The 19372-nt window shown below is 63.6% G+C and carries 18 protein-coding genes; 8 read left to right on the top strand and 10 right to left on the bottom strand.

The window, feature by feature from the left end; genetic code table 11:
- Positions 1-179 precede the first annotated feature (179 nt).
- From EB233_RS17220 to EB233_RS17205, 4 genes are all read left to right on the top strand, one after another.
- Complete coding sequence (locus EB233_RS17220; RefSeq protein ID WP_064988376.1) at positions 180-1658, top strand: ABC transporter substrate-binding protein; 1479 nt, start codon at positions 180-182, stop codon at positions 1656-1658.
- A 103-nt stretch (positions 1659-1761) separates the two neighbouring features.
- Positions 1762-2709 (top strand): ABC transporter permease, encoded by a 948-nt coding sequence (locus EB233_RS17215; protein WP_064988375.1) that lies wholly within the window; start codon positions 1762-1764, stop codon positions 2707-2709.
- Positions 2706-3575 (top strand): ABC transporter permease, encoded by an 870-nt coding sequence (locus tag EB233_RS17210; protein WP_064988374.1) that lies wholly within the window; start codon positions 2706-2708, stop codon positions 3573-3575. The genes EB233_RS17215 and EB233_RS17210 overlap by 4 nt, the downstream gene beginning before the upstream one ends.
- On the top strand, positions 3572-5194 hold the full coding sequence (locus EB233_RS17205; protein ID WP_064988373.1) for an ABC transporter ATP-binding protein: 1623 nt from the start codon (positions 3572-3574) through the stop codon (positions 5192-5194). Before EB233_RS17210 ends, EB233_RS17205 begins: the two co-directional genes overlap by 4 nt.
- A 13-nt stretch (positions 5195-5207) precedes the next feature.
- On the opposite strand, the gene EB233_RS17200 is transcribed toward EB233_RS17205, so the two are convergent.
- Positions 5208-5636: a TerB family tellurite resistance protein gene (locus EB233_RS17200; protein WP_064988372.1), complete on the bottom strand. Its 429-nt coding sequence runs from the start codon at positions 5634-5636 to the stop codon at positions 5208-5210.
- 137 nt (positions 5637-5773) lie between these two features.
- On the opposite strand from EB233_RS17200, the gene EB233_RS17195 reads away from it, so the two are divergent.
- Positions 5774-6559: a TSUP family transporter gene (locus EB233_RS17195; RefSeq protein ID WP_064988371.1), complete on the top strand. Its 786-nt coding sequence runs from the start codon at positions 5774-5776 to the stop codon at positions 6557-6559.
- 52 nt (positions 6560-6611) lie between these two features.
- Positions 6612-6782: a hypothetical protein gene (locus tag EB233_RS17190; protein ID WP_081293942.1), complete on the top strand. Its 171-nt coding sequence runs from the start codon at positions 6612-6614 to the stop codon at positions 6780-6782.
- 270 nt (positions 6783-7052) lie between these two features.
- Here EB233_RS17190 and EB233_RS17185 read toward each other — a convergent pair whose 3' ends face one another.
- Positions 7053-8528, bottom strand: a complete 1476-nt coding sequence (locus EB233_RS17185; RefSeq protein WP_064988370.1) for a cobyric acid synthase — start codon at positions 8526-8528, stop codon at positions 7053-7055.
- Positions 8528-9142: a dimethylsulfonioproprionate lyase family protein gene (locus EB233_RS17180; protein ID WP_064988369.1), complete on the bottom strand. Its 615-nt coding sequence runs from the start codon at positions 9140-9142 to the stop codon at positions 8528-8530. The genes EB233_RS17185 and EB233_RS17180 overlap by 1 nt, the downstream gene beginning before the upstream one ends.
- A 145-nt stretch (positions 9143-9287) precedes the next feature.
- Between EB233_RS17180 and EB233_RS17175 the strand changes: the two genes are divergently transcribed.
- Both EB233_RS17175 and mmsB read left to right on the top strand, forming a co-directional pair.
- Positions 9288-10454, top strand: a complete 1167-nt coding sequence (locus tag EB233_RS17175) for an isobutyryl-CoA dehydrogenase (protein WP_064988368.1) — start codon at positions 9288-9290, stop codon at positions 10452-10454.
- Positions 10455-10480: 26 nt separating this feature from the next.
- Positions 10481-11365, top strand: a complete 885-nt coding sequence (mmsB, locus tag EB233_RS17170) for a 3-hydroxyisobutyrate dehydrogenase (RefSeq protein WP_064988367.1) — start codon at positions 10481-10483, stop codon at positions 11363-11365.
- 299 nt (positions 11366-11664) lie between these two features.
- Here the strand turns inward: mmsB and EB233_RS17165 are convergent, their stop codons facing one another.
- The 7 genes from EB233_RS17165 to EB233_RS17135 all read right to left on the bottom strand — a co-directional run bounded on the left by EB233_RS17165 (position 11665) and on the right by EB233_RS17135 (position 19121).
- Positions 11665-12303 (bottom strand): cytochrome c oxidase assembly factor Coa1 family protein, encoded by a 639-nt coding sequence (locus tag EB233_RS17165; RefSeq protein ID WP_064988366.1) that lies wholly within the window; start codon positions 12301-12303, stop codon positions 11665-11667.
- Between the two features lie 123 nt (positions 12304-12426).
- Positions 12427-12792 (bottom strand): hypothetical protein, encoded by a 366-nt coding sequence (locus EB233_RS17160; RefSeq protein ID WP_064988365.1) that lies wholly within the window; start codon positions 12790-12792, stop codon positions 12427-12429.
- Positions 12793-12926: 134 nt separating this feature from the next.
- On the bottom strand, positions 12927-14306 hold the full coding sequence (locus tag EB233_RS17155; RefSeq protein ID WP_064988364.1) for an aspartate aminotransferase family protein: 1380 nt from the start codon (positions 14304-14306) through the stop codon (positions 12927-12929).
- 50 nt (positions 14307-14356) lie between these two features.
- Complete coding sequence (locus EB233_RS17150) at positions 14357-14482, bottom strand: capsid protein (protein WP_081293941.1); 126 nt, start codon at positions 14480-14482, stop codon at positions 14357-14359.
- Positions 14483-14632: 150 nt separating this feature from the next.
- A complete protein-coding gene (locus tag EB233_RS17145) occupies positions 14633-16696 on the bottom strand; it encodes a prolyl oligopeptidase family serine peptidase (RefSeq protein ID WP_064988363.1) in 2064 nt (687 codons plus the stop codon).
- A gap of 71 nt (positions 16697-16767) precedes the next feature.
- Entirely contained in the window at positions 16768-17943 is a 1176-nt protein-coding gene (locus EB233_RS17140; RefSeq protein ID WP_064988362.1) for an MFS transporter, read from the bottom strand.
- Complete coding sequence (locus EB233_RS17135; RefSeq protein ID WP_064988361.1) at positions 17940-19121, bottom strand: MFS transporter; 1182 nt, start codon at positions 19119-19121, stop codon at positions 17940-17942. The genes EB233_RS17140 and EB233_RS17135 overlap by 4 nt, the downstream gene beginning before the upstream one ends.
- Positions 19122-19372 lie beyond the last annotated feature (251 nt).

Here is a 19372-nt window from a genome sequence, read left to right as displayed (position 1 = left end):
AAACGCAATTTACTCCCGCGCGAAATCACGCTTCTATCCCTGATGCATGTCGCCCAAAAGTGACCTCGGTTCTGGGAAAACGATATGCATAAAAACAAGGACCTGAAGCGCATTGCACGGATCCGTTTCAACGCGACGCGCTTTAGGCTTGAGCATTTGAGCACATGGGGAGTTCAGCGATGAAATTTTGGAGAACCCTTCTGGCCGCTGCCGTTCTGGCGTTCGCAAGCGCCGCTTCGGCGTCTGCCGCCCGGACCGATCTCGTCATCGGCATTCCCCTCGAACCCCCGCATCTCGACCCGACGGCGGGAGCGGCCGCGGCAATCCGGGAGGTCACCTACGCCAATGTGTTCGAGGGCCTGACCCGGATCGGCCCCAATGGGGAGGTTCTGCCGGATCTCGCCGAGAGCTGGACGATTTCCGATGACGGCAAGGTCTACACTTTCAAGCTGCACACTGGCGTCAAATTCCACGACGGCACCGATTTCAGCGCCGAAGACGCAAAATTCTCGCTCGAGCGTGCGCGCGCTGAAAATTCCATCAATGCGCAAAAACAGCTCTTTGCCGCCATCGACAAGGTCGAAGTAGTCGACCCTGCCACTGTCAAGGTTACGCTCGCCCACCCGCAGGGCTCGTTCCTCTACAATATGGGCTGGGGCGATGCGGTGATGGTGTCGCCGAAATCCGCCGACACCAACAAGGAAAAGCCCATTGGCACCGGCCCCTTCAAGTTCGACAGCTGGGCCAAGGGTTCGTCGATCACCCTGGTGAAATCAGATCATTACTGGGGCGCTCCCGTCTTCCTCGAAAAGGTCGAGTTCCGCGTCGTTCCCGATGCCGCCGCCGCGGTGCCGGCGCTGCTTTCCGGCGACATACAGGCTTTCCCCTTCTTCGATCCCGACAGCGTCGCGCAGATCAAGGATGATCCGCGCTTCAAGGTGGTGGTCGGCGCGACCGAGGGCGAGACCATACTGTCCATCAACAACAAGAAGCCGCCCTTCGACAAATTGCAGGTAAGGCAGGCGATCTCCTACGCGCTCGACCGCAAGGCAATCATCGACGGCGCCTCGGCCGGGCTCGGCCTGCCGATCGGCTCGCATATGTCGCCGGCCAACAAATACTATGTCGACCTCACCGGCCGCTATCCGCACGACGTGGCCAAGGCCAAGGAACTGCTGAAGGAAGCGGGGCTGGAGAACGGCTTCAAGGCCACGTTGAAGCTGCCGCCGACCTCCTATGCGCGGCTCGGCGGCGAGATCATCGCCTCTCAGCTCCGCGACGTCGGCATCAACCTCGAGATCATTCCCGTCGAGTGGGCGCAGTGGCTGGACCAGGTGTTCACCAAGAAGGACTACGACCTGACCATCGTCTCCCATACCGAGCCGAACGACATCGATATCTACGCACGCAAGGACTACTACTTCAATTACGACAACCCCGCCTTCAACAAGGTCATCGCCGATCTCGAGCTGACCCCCGACGAGGCCAAGCGCAAGGAATTGTATGCGCAAGCGCAAACGATACTGGCCGACGATGCGGTGGTCGGCTTCCTCTATGAACTGCCCAAGGTCGGGGTCTGGGACGCCAAGCTGCAAGGGTTGTGGGAAAACGCGCCAATTCCCGCCAATGACCTGACCAAGGTGAAGTGGAGCGACTGAGGTGTTTCGTCATCCCAGGGCGAAGCAGGGAGCGAAGCGACGCGGCGCGACGGAGCTTTGCTCCTGCTTCGCCCGTGAATGACCACGCCGGCGTCGAGCTCCCATGACCGCCTACCTCCTCAAGCGCCTCGCCATCTCCGTAGTCACACTAGCGCTGGCTTCCATCGTAGTCTTCGCCGTGCTGGAGATCCTGCCGGGCGACCCGGCGCGGCTGATGCTGGGCATGAACGCCAGCGCCGACCAGGTGGAACTCCTGCGCAACCAGATGGGGCTCAATGCGCCGCTGATCTGGCGCTACCTGCACTGGGTCGGCGGTCTGCTCAACCTCGACTTCGGCCGCTCCTATACCTATTCGGTGCCGGTCATCGATCTCGTCCGTGAACGGTTGGCCGTCTCGCTGCCGTTGGCGTTGATCGCGCTTGCACTCTCCACCATCATCGCCATACCGGTCGGCCTGTTTTCCGCCAGCCGGCGCGGCCGGGCCGGTGACACGATTGCCATGGGCGCGGCACAGCTCGGCGTCGCCGTGCCCAATTTCTGGTTCGCGCTGATGCTCATTTATGTCTTCGCGGTCTGGCTGCGGCTGGTGCCCGCCGGCGGCTTTTCCGGCTGGGGAGCCGGCGTCTGGCCCGCGCTTAAATCCCTGCTTCTGCCGGCTGTAGCGCTCGCCTTGCCACAGGCGGCAATCCTGGCGCGCGTTACCCGCTCGGCGCTGATCGAGGTGCTGAACGAGGACTATATCCGCACCGCCCGTGCCAAGGGCCTGCCCTACCGTGCCGTGCTGTGGCGGCATGCACTGCGCAACGCCATGATCCCGGTGCTGACCATCCTCGGCCTGCAATTCGCCTTCCTGCTCGCCGGCACCATCATCATCGAGAATGTCTTTTATCTTCCCGGCCTCGGCCGGCTGGTATTCCAGGCCATTACCCAGCGCGACCTGATCGTTGTCGAAAGCGTTGTCATGCTGCTGGTCGCCGCCGTCATTGCCGTCAACCTCGTCGTCGACCTTTCCTATGCGGTCGTCGATCCGCGCCTGAGAAGCCGGCGATGACACTGCATATCGACATCCCTGAAGAATCGTTCGGCAGCATCCTGGCCAAGGCATTCCGGAACACCGCTTTCGTCACCGGCTTCGTCATCACCTTGCTCATCCTGGTAATGGCAATCGTCTCCTATGTCTGGACGCCGTACGATGTGACGAAGCTGGTCATCGCCGACAAGACGCAAGGCCCCTCGCCGGCGCATTGGTTCGGCACCGACCATTTCGGCCGCGACATCCTGTCGATGATCATGGTCGGCGCCCGCAATTCGATCGCCGTGGCGCTGGTCGCGGTCGGCATCGGCATGGGCGTCGGCGTGCCGCTCGGCGCCTTTGCCGCGGCGCGCGGCGGCCTCGTCGACGAGGCGCTGATGCGCGTCAACGATCTGGTCTTCGCCTTTCCCGCACTGCTGTCGGCGATCATGATCACGGCGATTTTCGGGCCGGGCGCCGTCAACGCCATCATCGCCATCGGCATCTTCAACATCCCGGTTTTCGCCCGCGTCGCCCGCGCCGGCGCGCTTGCGATCTGGCCGCGCGAATTCATCTTTGCCGCGCGCGCCGCGGGAAAAAGCAGCACGCAGATATCGATCGAACATGTGCTGCCCAACATCGCCACACTGCTCCTGGTGCAAGGCACCATCCAGTTCGCGCTGGGCATCCTGGCCGAGGCCGGGCTTTCCTATCTCGGCCTCGGGGCGCAGCCGCCAATGCCGAGCTGGGGCCGCATGCTGTTCGACGCCCAGACCCGCATGGTGGTGGCGCCGTGGATGGCGATCTTTCCCGGCATGGCGATCGTGATCACCGTGCTCGGCCTGAACCTCTTGGGCGATGGCATCGCCGACATTCTCGACCCGAAATCGCGGCGGCAGCGATGAGCCTGCTCGACATCGAGAACCTGTCGCTGACCATCGGCAACACGCAGATCCTGAAAGACGTGGAGCTTTCCGTCGCGCCTGGCGAGGTGATGGGGCTGGTCGGCGAATCCGGCTCCGGCAAGTCGATGACCGCGCTGACGGTGATGCGGCTTTTGCCTTATGCCGCGCGCGCCACCGGGCGCGTCACATTCGACGGGATCGATATCCTCACTGCCACCGAGGACCAGATGTGCGCCCTGCGCGGCGACGACACCGGCATGGTGTTCCAGGAGCCGATGACGGCGCTCAACCCGGTCAAGACCATCGGCGAACAGGTCGCCGAAGGCATACGCTGGCACACCAGGGCCACGCGCGCGGCGGCTGAGGAGCGGGCGCGCCAAATGCTCGATCGGGTCGGCCTGCCCTCGGCAAAATTCCCGCTGTCGCGCTATCCGCATGAACTGTCCGGCGGCCAGCGCCAGCGCGTCGTCATTGCCATCGCCTGCGCGCTGAAGCCGAAGCTGCTGATCGCCGACGAACCGACGACCGCGCTCGACGTGGTGCTGCAGGCGCAGATCCTAGACCTCTTGCGCGACCTCGTCGCGGAGAACCGTATGGGCCTGCTTTTGATCTCGCACGACCTCGCCGTCGTGACCGAAATGGCCGACCGCATCACCATCCTGCGGCGCGGCGAGGTGATGGAGGCCGGCGACACGGTGCGCACGCTGTCCGAACAACTCCATCCCTACACGCGCCAGCTGGCGCAGGCCTCCATGCATGTGCCGGCGCGGCCCAGGTCGCATGGCACGAACCCGGGCAACCCCTTGCTCCAGGTCGAAAGCGTGACCCGCGATTACCCCGGCCGCCGCACCTCGCTGTTCCGGCGCGCACCCGCCATCCGCGCCGTCGACGATGTTTCGCTGTCGATAACACCGGGCCAGTCGGTGGCGCTGGTCGGCCGCTCCGGCTGCGGCAAGTCAACGCTTGCTCGCATGATCCTGGCGCTGGACAAGCCGAATTCGGGCACGATCCGGTTTCGCAGCGAAACCGTCACCGGCAAGAGCGAAGCCGACTTGAAGCCCGCCCGGCGCGACATGCAGGTCGTCTTCCAGGATCCTTACGGCTCCTTCGATCCGCGTCAGAAGGTCGAAAAACTGGTCGCCGAACCCTTGCATGTGCTCGACAAGAAGCCGACGCGTGCCGAGCGCCGCGAAATGGTGGCGCATGCACTGCATGAGGTTGGCCTCGACCAGCGCGACATGGACAAATATCCGCACGAATTTTCCGGCGGCCAGCGCCAGCGCCTGTCTATCGCCCGCGCCATCATCACCCGACCCAAGCTGGTCGTCGCCGACGAGCCGGTCTCGGCGCTGGATGTCTCGATCCGTGCCCAGATCCTCGATCTGTTCGCCGAACTGAACCAGAAACTCGGCATCGCCTATCTCTTCATCACCCACGACCTGACCGTCGCCCGCGCCATCACGGACGAGGTGCTAATCATGCATGAAGGCAAGATCGTCGAGCGCGGCAAGACGAGCGAGGTGCTGGGTCACCCGCAATCCGAGGCCGCCAGGGCGCTGGTCATGGCGGCGCCGGACCTGCACAGGGCAATCGCGAAACGAATGCAGGAACAAGGCTGAACTGGCGGCGAGCCTATTCCGGCTTCACCACATCGACCGGGCTGATGTCGAGCAGGTCGAGCGTGCGGCGCAGCAGGCGCACCTCGCTCTCGGCCAGTTGCGAATCCGCCTTGGCGATCTCCGCCATATGCTGCGCCAATTGCTTGCGGCGTTCGACATCGAGATCGCGGAACAGCGCAATCGCCTGCGAGCCGTTGGTCTCGTAGCCGAACTCGTTGAGATATTCGATGACGCTGTCGATGCTGGTCTCCGCAATGCCGAAGGCATCCTTGCAGATACGCCGGAAGGCGACCATCTCGCTCTCGCTGACCGTACCGTCGGCCAGGATCATGCGGAACAGCATCAGAAGCTCCGCCGATAGGACCGGATCGTCCGCGACCTTGCGCACACCCGGGTCGCCATCGAAGATGGAGCGTATCTGGTTCAGCAATGCGAATGCCATCAGGGCTTCTTTCCTGGTTAGCGACACACAATAGAGATGCAAGCGCGATGCGCTTGGATAGACGTAGCGCGGAATCGGCCTTGCGCAAACAGGGCGGTCGTGGTCGAACGCCCTTATCCCGCCGACCAGCGTATCAGATGATCGATCTCACCGCCCAGACAATCGCCATGCTCGCCGTCGCCGCCTTTGCCGCGGGCTTTGTCGATTCGATTGCCGGCGGCGGCGGGCTGATCACCATCCCCGCGCTGCTGCTTGCCGGATTCTCACCGGTCGAGGCGCTTGGAACCAACAAGCTGCAAGGCATGTTCGGTTCCGGATCGGCGACAATCCACTATGCCTCCAAGGGCCATGTCGACCTGCGCCGGCAATTGCCGTCGGCGCTGCTGGCGGGCGCCGGGGGTGTCGTTGGCGCCTTGCTGGCCACCATCGTTCCAGCCGATCTGCTGCGTGCGCTGCTGCCGCTGGTGCTGATCGCCATCGCGCTCTATTTCGCGCTCAAGCCCAACATGAACGACGTCGACCGCGCCGAGCGCCTTTCGCCTTTCCTGTTTGGGCTGACCCTGGTGCCGGCAATCGGCTTCTATGATGGCCTGTTCGGTCCCGGCGCCGGTTCCTTCTACATGCTCGCCTTCGTCGCCCTTGCCGGCTACGGCGTGCTCAAGGCGACGGCCCACACCAAGCTGCTCAACTTGGCCTCCAATATCGGCGGCTTCATCGTCTTCGCCGCTGTCGGCGTCATCTCCTGGAAGATCGGCTTGATGATGGGCGTTGCTCAGTTCCTCGGCGCCCGCCTCGGTGCCAGCCTCGCCATGCGCGTCGGCGCCAGGCTGATCAAGCCGCTACTGGTGGTCGTCTGCGTGGCGCTGGCGGTGAAACTGCTGGCCGATCCGGCCAACCCGCTGCGTGTCATGATTGGTGTGTGATCACGCGCCTGTTACCATGACGCTGTCCGAATCATGTTGGAGGAGCCCAGACATGAATCTCAGCGCGCCTACTCAGATCGTTTTCATCATTTCCCTGGTTATCGCCATCATCGGCATTCTCGCCGCGCTTGGCGTTCTTGCATTTATCCCGCTCGCATCGGTGTGGATCGTTCTCATTGCTTACGTCGTGCTCGCCGCCGGTTGCTTGATGCGCGGCGCCTGACTGATTTCCCATGAAGTGGGGACCGAGAGCGCCCGGCCAAAAGCCGGGCGCTTTTGATTCTGGTCCGCAACCTGCCGGCGCGCCTTCCCGATCCTGCGCTCGAGGGAACCGTCACCGACATTTGTGGCTACCGCGAACCGCTTCAGGCCATTTCCGCAATGTCGAATACGCCTCGCTGACCGTGCCGCTCGTCATCAGCTTCGCCGAGCCATTATCGCATCGAAGACGTCGATGCCGCCTGCGCCAGGGCAAAGAAGGTCGGTGCGACAATCACCGAGCCAGCCCGAAAATCGCGTCACAGTCCAGATGCATTTCCAGCTCCGCCGCGACCTCGTCCAGCGCTCGCTCGACCTCGGCGCGATAGTCGATGCCGCCACCCTTGACGCCAAGGCTTTCCAGGAATTTCCCGCGAAAAACGTCGGCACCGAACAAGCCATGCATGTAGGTGCCGATCACCTTGCCATCGGCCGAGATCGCACCATCCTCCACGCCATTGATGACCGCCGACGGTCGCATGGTGTCGGGGCCGGTGGTGCGGCCGAGATGGATCTCGTAGCCTTCGAGCGGCAGATCGAACGGCACGGAGCGGGCGCTGACATTGCGCACCGTCTTTTCCGGCTCCATCACCGTTTCGATATCGAGCAGGCCAAGCCCTTCGGCCTCGGTGATGCTGCCTTCGATGCCGTCGGGATCGCGCACGGTGCGTCCGAGCATCTGATAGCCGCCGCAAATGCCGACGACGTGGCCGCCCCGCTTGCGGTGCGCGAGAAGGTCACGGTCCCAGCCATTCTCGCGGAATTTGAGGAGATCACCGATCGTCGACTTGGAGCCGGGAATGACCACCAGTCCGGCGTCCTCGGGCAACGGCTTGCCCGGGGGAACGAACACCACTTCGACCTGCGGTTCGGCCTTGAGAGGATCGAGATCGTCGAAATTGGCGATCCGGCCGAGCATCGGCACCGCCACCTTCAGCGCCCGCGCCTCGCCGGATGCCAGCCGTTCCAGCACCACCGAATCCTCCGAGGGCAACCGGGCCGCCGCCTTCAGCCAAGGCACGACGCCAAAGCAGCGCCAGCCGGTGAAGCCTTCGATTGCCTTCAAACCGTCATCGAACAGCGAAACATCGCCGCGGAACTTGTTGATGAGGTAGCCGACGATCATGCGCCGATCCTCTTGCGGCAGAATCAGATGCGTGCCGGCAACCGAAGCGATGACGCCGCCGCGGTCGATGTCGCCGACCAGCACCACCGGCACATTGGCGCGCGTCGCAAAGCCCATATTGGCGATGTCGCGGCTGCGCAAATTGATCTCGGCCGGCGAGCCGGCGCCCTCGACGATCACCAGATCGGCTCCCTCGCCGACCTTGCCCCAAGAATCCAGCACAGCGTCCATCAGTCGGGCCTTGAGCGCCTGGTAGTCGCGCGCCCGCGCCTCACCGAACACCTTGCCCTGGACGATGACCTGCGCGCCGACATCGGTCTGCGGCTTTAGCAGCACCGGGTTCATGTGCACCGACGGTGCCACGCCGCAAGCGATCGCCTGCAGCCATTGCGCGCGGCCGATCTCGCCACCGCCATGGTTGTTGTCGCCGGGAACGTCGGCGACGGCGGCATTGTTCGACATGTTCTGCGGTTTGAACGGCCGCACATTGAGCCCACGCTTTTTCGCGGCGCGGCAAAGGCCGGCGACCAGCACGGTCTTGCCGACATCCGAACCCGTGCCTTGCAGCATGATTGCCTTGGCCATCAGCTGCGGCCCTGCGTGGCGGTTCCGGTGATCGTGGATTTCTGCGCCAACGGCCCGCCGCGCCAGATATAGAGCGCCAGAAGCGGTTCGTTGCCGGTTCGCATGGCATGGTTGACATTGGCGGCATGGTGGATGACCTCGCCGGCCTCCCGCTTGCGAAAACCGCCCTCGCCCATGCGCCATTCCGTACCGCCGGTCAGCGGAATGTAAATCTCCTCAGCGATGTGATGATGGTCCGGATAGACGATCCCGGGCCCCAGGATCAGCAGGCCGGCGGCAACCTCGTCATTGACGAAATGGCCGCGTGTGCCGAACACCTCCACCCAGCCGTAGTTTTCCATAAAGGCCTTGCCGAAGTCCCCCTCGGTGTAGGTCTGCCCCCAACGCAATGCGTTGCGCTGCTGCGCCAGCCTCTGAACCAACGCCTTCGCGGCCGTCGGCGCCAACTCCGCCGCCCGATCGAGATGGCGCAGGCAGGCGAGTGAATGCGGCTCCAGCACGCGGCCCGGCATGTCCCAGCCGATCCGCGCCATCGCATCGCGCACCAGGGCGCTGTCCACGCCAGCGAGATAAGCGTGGAATTGCCCAAGCAGCTCATCGAATTTTGTCGTCACATCTCGCTCCGGGCATGCATTGATGCACAGCCGCTCCGCGGGGGATCGGGTTGCGCGGCGGCATCATTGGTCTAGATTGATGCGCGCGCAAAGCCAAAAACGACAGGCCAGCGGACCATCTGGCCAGCATTCAAGGGAGCACGCCATGGACGCCGCGGTCGATGCGAGCACCAGCCAGTTCGAACTCAACGAGGAACAGCGCGCCATCCAGGAGATGGCGCAGGCCTTCGCCGCCGATAGGATCGCGCCGAGTGCGCTCGACTGGGACCGCAGGAAGTACTTTCCCGCCGATGTGATCCGTGAGACTGGGCCGCTCGGCCTCGGCGGCATCTATGTCAGGGACGATGTCGGCGGCTCGGCGCTCGGCCGCCTCGACGCCGTGCTGATCTTCGAGGCGCTGTCGCACGCCGATCCGGGCTTTTCGTCGTTCATCTCGATCCACAACATGGTGGCCTCGATGATCGACCGCTTCGGCAATGACGAGCAGCGCCAGCGCTTCCTGCCGAAGCTGACCTCGATGGAATGGCTGGCGAGCTACTGCCTGACCGAGCCTGGCTCCGGTTCCGATGCCGCGGCGCTCAAGACGCGCGCGGTGAAGAGCGGCGGCGACTATGTGCTCAACGGCGCCAAGCAGTTCATCTCGGGCGCCGGCGACAGCGATGTCTACGCCGTCATGGTGCGCACGGGGGCCGACGGGCCGAAAGGCATTTCCACCATCGTCGTGCCCAAGGATGCGCCCGGCCTCTCCTTCGGCGCCAACGAACACAAGATGGGCTGGCACATGCAGTCGACCCGCCAGGTCATCTTCGAGGATTGCAAGGTGCCGGCGGAAAACCTCTTGTCGGGTGAAGGCGCCGGCTTCGGCATCGCAATGGCCGGGCTCGACGGCGGCCGGTTGAACATCGCCGCCTGTTCGCTGGGCGGCGCGCAATCGGCGCTCGACAAGGCACTGTCCTACACCGCCGAGCGCAAGGCTTTTGGCTCCAAGATCAACCAGTTCCAGGCCTTGCAGTTCAGGCTGGCCGACATGGAGACCGAGCTGCAGGCGTCGCGGATCTTTCTCTATGCGGCCGCCTCGAAGCTCGACCGGAAGGCGCCCGATGCCGGCAAATGGTCGGCGATGGCCAAGCGCTTCGTCACCGACACCGGCTTCAAGGTCGCCAACGATGCGCTGCAATTGCTCGGCGGCTACGGCTATCTTCACGATTACGGCATCGAAAAACTGGTGCGCGACCTGCGCGTCCACCAGATCCTCGAAGGCACCAACGAGATCATGCGCGTCATCATCGCGCGGGCATTGATCGGCCGGTAACGCCAGCAAACTCCGGGAGTGAGACAATGACGACGATCGCCTTCATCGGCCTTGGCAACATGGGCAATCCAATGGCCTCGAACCTGGTCAAGGCGGGGCATTCGGTGAATGGATTCGATTTGGTGCCGGAGAATCTCACGGTCGCCAAAGAACATGGCGTGACGATCATGGCCAACGCCTCGGCGGCGGTGAAGGATGCCGATGTCGTCATCACCATGCTGCCCGCCGGCAAGCACGTCCTGTCTGTTTACGAGGACATCGCGCCCAAGGCGAAAAATGGGGCTCTGTTCATCGATTCCTCGACCATCGACGTCGAATCGGCACGCAAGGCGCATGGGGTCGCCGCGAAGCACGGCCTCAAGTCGATCGATGCACCCGTCTCGGGCGGCACCGGCGGTGCCACAGCCGGCACCTTGACCTTCATGGCCGGCGGCTCCGACGAAGCCTTCGCCGGCGCCGAGCCGATCCTGAAGTCGATGGCCGGACGCATCGTCCATTGCGGTGGTGACGGCGCTGGCCAAGCGGCGAAGATTTGCAACAACATGATCCTCGGCATCTCGATGATCGGCGTCGCCGAAGCTTTCGTGCTGGCGGAGAAACTCGGCCTCTCGCATCAGGCGCTGTTCGACGTCGCCTCTACTTCGTCGGGCCAGTGCTGGTCCTTGACCACCTATTGCCCGGTGCCCGGGCCGGTGCCCACCTCCCCCGCCAACAGAGATTACAAGCCAGGATTTGCCGCCGCGCTTATGCTGAAAGACCTGAAATTGTCCCAGGAAGCAGCACTTGGCGCGGGCGCCGTGACCCCACTTGGCGCCGAGGCCGCACAAATCTACGCCCTGTTTAATGCCCAGGGGCATGGCGGCGCGGATTTCTCCGGCATAATTAATTTTCTCAGTGGTAACCCCACGTAACCAGCGGATTTGATGAGCTTTTCCGGGACAGCCCGACAGAAAAGCCGCAAATTTAGATTTGCTTAAGCTCTCGATAACTCCGCGGTAACGATGTCCCTATAAAACGGATGGCGAGGCGGACATATCGCGTCCGCCCGGCGCTCCGGATCAGGTCTCGCGTACCGGAGCCCGTAAGTTTCGACAAGTGCCATAAGTTTCGCAAATTGTTTGCGTAGCGAAGCACCATGCGTATCTGGCAAAGCCGCGTTCCCGATGGAGCGCGGTTTTTGCGTTTCTGGAACTATCGCCGGGTCATCCGACTATATCTTGGTTGCCGCATCTGGGCTCGCGAAATGGTCCTCATCGACCAGCACGATTGGTGCGCCTCCCGCCATGACGACAAGCAGGCGCAGGTTCCATTTTCCCGCGCTGCGCACGGAATGCGACATCAGCCAGGCCGATCCATGGCTGCCGTGGATGCGCGTGCTGAGCTGGGCGTCGCCAGACCCGTTACCAAAGGTCTGGACGCTGCCAAGCACCCAATAGCTCGCGTCAATATTCTCACCGAGGGCAGCCTTGACGCGACCATCGGCGCGGACAGCATCCATGGTTAGGCGGTAGGCGTCGCTGTTTTTCAGGAGGCGAGGGACAACGCCGACCATGGCGGCGGCACTGGCGAGCCCGAGCCCAAATGCAACGAAACCGGCAATCGCCCAGTTGCGTTGGACCTTGCGGAAATGCGTGGCATCGCGCCAGGAAACATTCTGCCACGCCCAACGGCTGCCCTTGGCGCCCAGTACGAAGAGCATGACGATGTTGACCAGCGGGACGAACATCAGCAGCGCGATGAACGTGTTGTTGGCGATGCCCCAAATCCAGTTGAAGAAAAACGCGCCCCAGTTCCAACGGTCGAGTTCAGGCGGAATTTCAGCGGGCTGGTTGAGCGGTTGTACGGCCATGATGTCCCCCGTCGGCAAAGACTACCCGATGGATTCTAGCGCAGGCGTCGTAAAAACCGGAATCGGCTTTTTACATCCAGCTGGGATAGAGGCTTGGCGGCCTTGCCTGACCCGACGTCTCAATCAGCCTTTTGAAGAAAGCCGCTGAAAATTCGCCTTCACGGCTTTGCTGGCCGGCTTCAGCGCGGCGCCGATCGAGCGTTCCGCCGCGATGCCGTTGAACAGCGACGGCGTGCGGCCGGAAAGTACCTCGGGCCAGAAACGCGATGCCGATTGCAGGAATGACATTTGCGCCGCGAGCGCTCCTTCGGCCATCGCAACGGTCTTCTCGCTGATCGCCCTTGCCGTCTCGGTGCTCCACGGTTCGCCGCTCCTGGCATCCCTGGCCATCAAGGGCAGGCGCATCATCGCCACCATGGGCGCCAGCATCAGGTCCGCGCCAATGCTGGCCGATTCTCGCACGCGTCGGCTCTGGCCGGTCTTTCTCATGAACACACCCCTTGTCGCAGCCGGAGCGCTGCCGCCTCACAAAACTAAGCGCGGAGAGATTGGTTCCCGACCGTCACGGCATGTTTCCCGACGCCGGGCGTTCCCTTGCAGAAACGCCCGGTCAAGGTACGCGCTCAGCGCTTGCGCAAATCCGCTTGCGCAAGATCCAGCGCCTTGCCGATGCGCTCGCAGGCCATGTCGACCGTGTCGCGGGTCCAGATCAGCGGCGGCGACAGGATCATCGTGTCGCCGGTGGCGCGCAGCATCATGCCGTTGGCGATGGCATGGTCGCGCACCGTCACCGCCGCACTTCCCGACGGCAGGAAGCGTTCCTTGGTCGCCTTGTCCTTGACGATCTCGATGGCGCCCATCAGGCCGATCGAGCGCACCTCGCCGACAAGGTCATGCCCGGCGATCCGCTCCTGCAGGGCCTTGGCGAAATAAGGCCCGGTGTCGTTCCTGACACGGTCGACCAGGCCTTCCTGCTCGATGATCTCCAGGTTCTTCAACGCCACGGCGCAGGCCACGGGGTGCCCGGAATAGGTGTACCCATGGTTGAACTCGCCGCCCTTCTCGACCAGCGACGAGGTGATGCGGTCGCCGACCAGCAGTGCCGAGAGCGGCTGATAGCCCGAGGTCAGCGCCTTGGCCGTGGTGATGGTGTCGGGCTCGATGCCGAAGGTCTGCGCCGCGAACCATTCGCCGGTGCGGCCGTAGCCGGTGATGACTTCGTCCAGCATCAGCAGCACATCGTATTTGCGGCAGATGCGCTGGACCTCGGGCCAATAGCTCGCCGGCGGGATCTTGACGCCGCCAGCGCCCATCACCGGCTCGCCGATGAAGGCCGCGACCTTGTCGGCGCCGGCCTCGAGGATGGCGTCCTCGACCGATTTGGCCGCGCGCAGGCCGAAATCATGATCGCTTTCGCCCGGCAACGCCAGTTCGTAGGCATAAGGCATCATCACATGGACGATGTTGGGCACGGCGCCGTTGAGCTGCTTGTGCATGGCGTCCATGCCGCCGAGCGAAGTGCCGGCGATGGTCGAGCCGTGATAGGCCATCTTGCGCGAGATGACGCGGTTCTTCTCCGGCTTGCCCTCGATCACCCAGTAGTGGCGGACAAGACGCAAGGCGGTGTCGTTGGCCTCCGAGCCGGAGGAACCATAAAATACCTGGTTGACGTTGCGTGGCGCGATCTCGGCCAGCTTCTTGGACAACAGCACCGGCGTCGGCGTCGAGCATTTGAAGAAGGAATTGTAGTAGGGCAGCTCCTTCATCTGCGCATAGGCGGCCTCGGCCAGTTCGTCGCGGCCATAACCGATGTTGACGCACCACAGGCCGGCCATGCCGTCGAGCAGCTCGGCCCCTTCGGAATCGTAGATGAACGGGCCATTGGCGTGGGTGATGATGCGCGAACCCGCCTCGCGCAGTTCCTTGTGGTCGGTGAAGGGATGAAGATGATGCGCGGCGTCGATCTGCTGAAGCTGCTTCAGCGAATAATTCTGATAGGTCATGTCTGGATCTCTCTTCTGGATTCAGTCCGGCGGGCGCCGGGGCGAATGCATCAGAGGCTGGCAGGCGGCGAATAACCGATGCGGGCGCACAGCCGCAAAAGCTCCGCGCGCAGCGTGCGCGGTGACGGTGTCACCGCGACCCCGAACGTGCAGACAAAGGTCATAGCAGGAGCCATGGAGCGCACCTTAGAGCAAAGGCGGGCCGAGGTGAACCACCCTTTGCTTGGCCATGACGGAATACGTCTGGTGCATCCCGCCTGAAAGTGGTCCCGGTTCCAGAACGACACGGACAAGAAACAAAGGCGTAAAGCGCGTAGCGACGCGTTTTACGCGCCAGCGCTGAGTGCCCGTTGCAGGAAGATATATTTCATCGCCGTCTGCGCTGCCTGCGGCCGGCGGTCGCCGCGCCCGCCATGCCCGCCTTCCGTCTCCTCGAAGAACAGGGTCCTGGCATGACCGGTTTCCTGCAAGCGGGCCGCCATCTTGCGGGCATGGCCGGGATGCACGCGGTCGTCGGCGGTCGAGGTGGTCAGCAACACCGGCGGATAGGCGGCGTCGGCCCGGACGTGCTGGTACGGCGAATAGGCGGACAGCCATTTGACGTCTTCCGGCTTCGACGGATCGCCATATTCGGCCATCCATGACGCGCCGGGCGGCAATTCGGTATAGCGCAGCATGTCGAGCAGCGGCACCTCGATGATAACGGCACCGAACAGTTCCGGATGCTGCGTCAAGGAAACGCCGGTCAGCAGGCCGCCATTCGAGCCGCCCTGGATGCCGAGCGATCGAGCTGTCGCGATGCCACGCCTGACAACGTCCTCGGCCACCGCGGCGAAATCGTCAAAACCGTTCTGGCGATTGCCTTTCAGTGCCGCCTGATGCCAGGCGGGGCCGAACTCGCCGCCGCCGCGTATGCAGGCCTGCACATAGGCATTGCCCTTCTCCAGCCACAACCTGCCGCGCACACCGGCATAGCCGGGCAAGAGCGGCACTTCGAACCCGCCATAGCCATAGAGCAGTGTCGGCACCGGCCCCTTCTGGTCGCGCCGCCTGACGACGAAATACGGAATCATCGTGCCGTCCTTCGAGCGCGCCTCGAACTGCTCCGAGATCAGCGGGGAGGCATCGAAACGCGCCGGCTGCGACTTCACCGTCTCCAGCGTCTCGCCATCGTCATCCGACCAGATGATCGAGCTCGGCGTCAGGAAATCCGTGAAGGAGAACGAAACGCTTGAGCCGAAATGCTCGGCATGGCTGATGCCGACGGTGCCGTTCTCAGGCAGCGCGACCGGCTTCTTGGACCATGCACCATCCCTGCGCTCGCAGACGACGACCTTGCCGCGCACATTGTCCATCAGGCTGATGAACAGCCGGTCCTGTGTACGGGCAATGCCGGCGATCGATACGCGATAGGCTGGCGCCAACAGGGTCTCGATGGCGCCGAAACTGCCGGTTTCGATCCAATGCGCGAAATCGAGCGAGTAAAGCCCGTCCGGCTGGCACACAGTGCCGTCCGGCGCCGTCCATGGGCTGCGCACCCCGAACAACAGCTGGTCCTTGAAAAGCGAAGTGTCGGTGGCGTCGTCGGGCAGCGGAACGCGTCTGTTCTCGCCGGACGGGAGATGCAGGAAGCTGTGCGATGTGAAGAAATCGAGTGCCCGCGCCAGAAACACGTGCCGCTTCTCGCCGTCGAACTCGACGCCGGCTCCAGCGGCGAGATCTTCGGTCTTTGCCTCGAAGATCGGCGTTGCGTCTTCGAGCTTCGTGCCGCGCTTCCAAAGCTTGATCACGCGTGGATAGCCGGACTCGGTCTTGTCGGCCTCCTCGAACGCCGCCGAGACGATGACCGTGTCCTTGTCCAGCCAGCTAAAACCCGACTTCGAGGCCGGTGCGTGAAATCCACCCTCGATGAACGATCTGGTTTGGATGTCGAACTCGCGCATCTCGCTGGCGTCGCCGCCGTCCGGCGACATTGACAGCAGGCAGCGGCTGAAATCCGGATAAAGCCGGCTGGCGCCGCTGAACACCCATTTGATCCCCTCTTTCGCCGCAAGCTGGTCGAAGTCGATGATCGTTTCCCAGACAGGCTTCTCGGTCTTGTAGGAGGCGACCGTCGTGCGGCGCCACAGGCCGAGCGCATTGGTCTTGTCCTGCCAGAAATTGTAGACATGCCCGGCGATTGCGGCACCGACGGCGATGTTGTCCTCGGCCGTCATCAGGTCGAGCGCCGTCTGGAAAGACGCCTGATAGGACGGATCGCCCTGCAATTCGCCGACAGTGATCTCGTTCTGGCTATGTACCCAGTCGAGCGACTGCTTGCTGGTCCTGTCCTCCAGCCAGAGGAAGGGGTCCGCGGTGCCGGCTTCCGGCCTGGTGATGGGCTTGGTCATGGAATCTCCGATGGGCAATGCTTCGGCATGCTACATCGACATGCCGTGTCCGATATTCAATAGCTGCGGCGCTAGGCCAAGGATTCGGGTTTCCGTCGACCAGCAACACTCGCGACCGCCAGGACGAGGCACAGCAGGCCAAGCGTGATCGGCAGGCCTTCTGCACCCAGTATGTCCATGACGCTGCCGGCCAGCGGCGGCACGGCTATGCCGCCGACACCCCACATCAGGGAAAAGGCGGCGTTGCCGGCGACCAGGGTCGAGCCGGTGAAGCGCTCGCCAAGCTCGATGATCGACATCGTGTAGATGCCGTAGGAGACCGCGCCCCAGACGAAGATCATCGGCCAGACCAGCGGCGTTTCGATGAGAAACGGCAGCAGCGCGCATCCGAGCACGGTCAAGGAAACACAGGCAAACCGAACGAGGCGCGCGGTCAGCCTCTCCGCCAGCAGCCCAAGCGGCACCTGCATGGCGATATTGCCGGCGATCATCATCGACAGCAGCGCCGACATGCGGACTTCAGCGATGCCGTGATGGTTGCCATAGACCGGCAGCAAGGCCAGCGCCCCCTGTTCGAAACCCGCGGCCACGATGACCGCGAACAGAAGCAGCCACGCCATCGGCACGAAGCCCAGGACGGAAACCTGATGACCGGCCTCGTCCACCTTCGGCAGGCGCGGCAGCACCGACGCCAGGCAGATGCCGCACACTACGAAGGCACAGATGCCGACGAGGAAGGGCGGCCACCCCTGTGTGCCGACGGCAAGCAGGCAAAGCGGCCCGGTCGCGAAGCCGGCCGAGATGATCGTCGAATAGACCCCCATGATGCGGCCGCGCATGGCCGGCGGCGCCAATGCGATGACCCAGATTTCGCTCAAAACATAGAGCGGGTTGGTCACCACGCCGATCAGCAAGCGCAGCGGGAACCAGAGATAGACATTCTGCGTCCAGCCGATCAGCGCCAGCACGACAGCCGAAAGCGCCGCACAGGTAAGCGCCGTGCGCCCCGCCCCGAACCGCCGCGCCAGCCCGGGTATCAGCGGCGACGAGATAATGAAGCCGATCGGTGTCATCGCCGCCGACAGGCCGATCATCGCCGGCGAGACGCCCTGGCGCTGCAGGATGAAGCTCAACAGCGGATAGGACAGCCCCTGCGCGATGGCGAACACCGAGACGGTCGCGATCACGCCGGTGATCGCGGCCCACTGCATTCCCGTTTCACGGGTGCCCGGGTCGATCGAGGTCATGCCTGCACGCTCCGGCGGATCGATGAACGATACAGCGCGAAGATCACCAGCAAGGCATCGAGGCCGGCGATCACGACAGGCAGTCCCAGCGGACCGATGCCTTGCATCAGCAGCCCGGCGCCCGGCGGGCCGACAATGCCGCCGACGCCCCACAGCAAGGCGAAGGCCGCGTTGCCGGTGACGAGCAGCGTCCCCTTGAAGCGGCTGCCGAGTTCGACCAGCGCCATCGTATAGACGCCGTAGCCGACCGCGCCCATCACCAGCAACACACCCCAAATCAAGGGCGTGGTGATCAGCAGCGGCAGCAGCGCCGCGCAGATTGCCGTCGCTACCGCGCAGGCAAGGATCATCGGACGGCCGCCGAACCGTTCAGCGAGCAGGCCGAGCGGGATCTGCAGCAGGATGTTGCCCAGGGACAGCGCCATTACCAGCGCGGCGAGCACGGCTTCGGGCAGGCCATAGCCGGCGCCGAAGACCGGAACCAGCGCATAGGTGCTTTGCTGAACGGCGGCCGAGACCAGCACGGCCAGCAGCAGCGCCGGCGCCAGCCGGGCGAAACCGACAAAGCTGCCGGCGGGCTGCCCGTCATCCTCGAACCCGGTGAGTTTCGAAGACACAAGGCGCAGAATGACCGCGCAAAGCATGAAGCCGCCGATGCCCACGCCAAAGGGCGCCCATCCCGATGTGCCGATAAAGGTCAAGGTGAAGGGTCCGGCGGCATAACCGGCGCCCATCAGCGTGTTGAACACGCCCATAACCCGGCCGCGCCGCGACGGCGGCGCCAGCGATAACGCCCAAACCTCGCCAAGGATATAGAGCGGGTTGATGACGACGCCGATGATGAAGCGGATGATGTACCAGGCCACCCAGTTCTGCAGATAGCCGATCGCCACGAAGCACAGCGCTCCGATCAGCGAGCAGCCGACCGCCAGGTTGCGCGCACCGACCAGCCGCACCGCCGCCGGCACGAATGATGCCGACAGGATCAGCCCGAGCGGCATCATCGCCGCCGACAGGCCGATCAATCCCGGCGACATGCCTTGCTTCTGCATAAGAAGCGTGAACAGCGGCGAACTCAGCCCTTGCGCGGCGCCGAACATGGCAAGTGCGGCGGTGACGCCGGCGAGCGCCGCCCACTGCGTTCCCGCTTCGCCTTCGCTCGAGCCGGTTGCCACCATGCCATCAATCCATCTGGGGTGCCGGCGGATATCCCGGCCGACAACGGTCACTGCTACTGGTCCAATCCGGGGAAAGAAAGGGCCGGCAAGGGAAATCCGCTTGCGCCAAACGGACGGTGATCAGGCGAATGCCGCCCGCCGTGCAACTGCCGTTCGGGCATGTCGCTTCCCTCGCCCTAGTGGTCGCCGCCTCCGCAATGACCAGACTGCCGCCGGTCCATTATGCCGCCCGCTATTCGTACCGCATGAGG

The organism is Mesorhizobium erdmanii, assembly GCF_013170725.1.
Lineage (GTDB): Bacteria > Pseudomonadota > Alphaproteobacteria > Rhizobiales > Rhizobiaceae > Mesorhizobium > Mesorhizobium erdmanii.
This window is presented reverse-complemented; position numbering and strand designations above follow the sequence as displayed.